This is a genomic window from Snodgrassella sp. CFCC 13594, assembly GCF_001590725.1.
Lineage (GTDB): Bacteria > Pseudomonadota > Gammaproteobacteria > Burkholderiales > Neisseriaceae > Snodgrassella.
On the sequence record NZ_LQXR01000048.1, the window covers coordinates 1 to 2,142 of the forward strand.

The 2,142-nt window shown below is 49.1% G+C and carries 2 protein-coding genes; both read left to right on the forward strand.

Translation table 11 applies throughout. From position 1 onward, the window contains the following. The first annotated feature begins 89 nt into the window (after positions 1-89). The gene (locus A2F46_RS11540) at positions 90-1,859 is read left to right on the forward strand and encodes a phage major capsid protein (RefSeq protein ID WP_066570603.1); all 1,770 of its coding nucleotides are present in this window, start codon (positions 90-92) and stop codon (positions 1,857-1,859) included. A 40-nt stretch (positions 1,860-1,899) separates the two neighbouring features. Further along, a partial coding sequence (locus tag A2F46_RS11545; RefSeq protein WP_197457665.1) for a hypothetical protein occupies positions 1,900-2,142 on the forward strand: 243 nt, incomplete at its 3' end.

The window sequence follows — 2,142 nt, forward strand, 5'->3', positions numbered from 1 at the left end:
CCAAGAGCGAACCAGAGAAGCCTAAGCCATCCTATTACTTTAAAGTTGTTTGACCGCCTACCAGGGCGGTTTTTTATTGGGTATCGAATATGGAAATAGCACAAAGCACATTGACCATTAAAAGCGTCACGGATGAGGGCGTGATTGTGGGCATTGCCTCAACGCCAAAGCTGGATAAATCGGGCGATGTGGTGGAACCCATGGGAGCAGAGTTTGAGCTGCCCATCCCCTTGTTGCATGAGCATGACCAGAGCCAGCCCATTGGCATGGTAGAGAAAGCCACGGTAACAGAGAACGGCATTGAGGTAACCGCACGCATTGCCAAGGATGCTTCAGGGCGCGTTAAGGCAGTATGGGAAAACATTAAAAATGGAATCGTAGGCGGTTTGTCGGTTGGTTTCCTGCCTATTGAAAAATCAGATATGGAAACAGGCCGACATTTCACGCGGTGGCAATGGCTAGAGCTTTCAGTGGTGGGCAATCCTGCTAATCCTGAAGCAGCAATCACCGTAACCAAATCTTTAAACAAACCTGAAAAGGGAAACAAAAGCATGTCAATTCAAGAGCAAATCCAAGAGCAGGAAGCCAAAAAAGCCAAACTGGTAGAAGCCAATGGCACTTTGGTATGCAAGTCTGATGTGGGTGAGGCAGACCAAGCAGCCTATGACGCAAACAAGGCAGAGATTGAAAAAATTGATAAGCATCTATCCATGTTGCGCGAAACTGAAGCGCAGTTGGCCAAGACTGCAAAACCCGTCACCATGGACACCACAGGCACCGTACCGACTGGCCAAATCGAAGTTAAATCAAACTTGCCTAAGGGGACTGCATTCGCCCGTTATGCTCGTGCTTTAGCGATGAGTAAAGGCAATACAATGCAAGCGGTTGAGATTGCTAAAAGCTTCAAAGACACCCCGCAAGTGGAACGGATTTTAAAATCTGCTGTGGCTGCAGGTACGACAACCGATGCCACATGGGCCGCCCCTTTGGTGGATTACACCACCATGACCAGCGAATTTATTGAACTGTTGCGACCACAAACCATCATGGGCCGCATTACTGGTTTCCGCAACGTGCCGTTTAATACCAAGGTGCAAGGCCAGACTTCAGGCGCTACCGTCAATTGGGTTGGGCAAGGCAAATTAAAACCAGTATCTAAATTGGCTTTAGATACTACCTCATTAGGCTTTGCCAAAGTATCAGCCATTGTGCCGATTACTGAAGAACTGGCCCGCTTGAGCAACCCTAGTGCTGAAGCGTTGATTAACAGCGACTTACAGAAATCGATGGCACAATTTTTGGATCAGGCATTTATTGATCCGACCATTGCCGCTGTGACCGATGTTCACCCAGCATCAATCACCCACGCCGTGACTGCGATTACACCCAGTGGTACCGACTTGGATGCAGTACGCAAAGACATTAAGGCCGTGATGAATCAATTCATTAACGCCAATTTGTCTACCAAAGGCGGGGTGTGGGTAATGTCTGAAGTCACAGCCTTGTCATTGAGCATGATGTTTAATGAATTGGGGCAGCCAGCATTCCCATCCATTAACCAAGATGGTGGCACCTTCTTTGGTTTGCCGGTTATTACCTCGAGCATTGCCAGTGACAACATCATCTTATTGCAGCCGTCTGAAATCCTGTTGGCCGATGATGGCATGGTGACTTTGGATGCGAGCCGTGAAGCCAGCTTGGTAATGTCGGATGACCCAGAAAGTGACAAAGCTACCATGGATATGGTGAGTCTGTGGCAGGCCGGCATGGTGGGTTTCAAAGCCGATCGCATGATTAACTGGAAGGTACGCCGTGCTGCTTCCGTTGCGGTGATTGAGAGTGCCGCTTACGGTGAATAAGACAGATAAGCCCTGCGGGGGCTTTTTTGATGGGGTGCTTATGAAGTTATTCGGACTAGAAATAAAACGAGCAAGAGCCTTGCAACCGGTACCTAGCCGAGGCTATGGCACCATTGCAGAATCATTTACAGGGGCATGGCAGCAAGGCATAGAGTTGAAAGACACCCAAAGCCTGATGCGCGTATCTGCGGTCTTTTCGTGTGTGGCCCGCATATCAGGGGATATTGCCAAGCTGGGCTGTCAGGTTATGCAGCGCCATGGCAGGATTTATACCGCCATGGAG